The following is an 859-nucleotide window of genomic DNA, read 5'->3' as shown; positions in this document are numbered from 1 at the left end:
CGCTTATGGGGGATGTTGAGCACAGTTATAATTATATAGAATTGTTATGCGTGCTATATTTTTGCATTTCCGGGCATAATACGGATTTGAATTATAAAAGAGAATTTCCTAGTGCATCTTGGTTTGAAGATACAGATTATGCAAAAATACATACTGATTTTGGCGCTATCTGTACTTATGGACTATTGGTACACAGTTATGTAGTAGTTGATATTTTAAAAGATGCTAGTCCATACACATGTTTACTCAAATTCAAAAGGCAGGTAGCAGAACATACTATAGCATGGGATATAAAGCATAATGAAAAGGCTGTTTACATAGCCGTGAACGGGAATGTTAACACTAATCAAACATTAGCAGCAAATAGTCAAATCACTATGATTGGAACTTTCATGATAACATCAAAATAATCATTTATTGATTAATGGGATATGAAAAGGAAACATATCCATTCCCCGCCTGGCCTGACAAATTAATCTTCAGTTCGGTCGAATTATTATCAATGTAAACCACACCTATAGCAGCAGTTCCTATACCGTTCGAGCAGTAGCGGCTTTGTCCTATGGCAGATTTAGGCATCCCACTACAAATAAGCACGTTTTCCCTTGCAGAAGCAGATGGCGTAATAATCCGGCACCTTATGTAGCATATGCCTGATTTTACACGATAGTATATTTCACCCGTTATTTCAGAATCTATGATATCTTCAATCAGTGTGACTGCACTCATTGTTAAATCCGTATTGTACACAGCAACTAAAATGAATAAAAATGAGTTTTTGATGAATTAACATACTGATGTGCGCAATACGGATTTAAGTAACAGGTTTGCGAGCAGAGTTGCTGACTGCAATTTCCTT

1 pseudogene is annotated in these 859 nt (G+C 36.2%); it reads left to right on the top strand.

Going from position 1 to position 859, the window contains the following annotated elements:
* Positions 1 to 410 (top strand): annotated as a pseudogene (locus LI015_RS27970) (hypothetical protein); the annotation flags it as partial.
* Between the last annotated feature and the right edge of the window lie 449 nt (positions 411 to 859).

It is taken from the genome of Enterocloster sp. 210928-DFI.2.20 (assembly GCF_020554465.1).
GTDB classification, from domain to species: Bacteria; Bacillota; Clostridia; order Lachnospirales; family Lachnospiraceae; genus Enterocloster; species Enterocloster bolteae.
The sequence above is the reverse complement of the archived record's forward strand: the minus strand, read 5'-3'. Positions and strand labels throughout refer to the sequence as shown.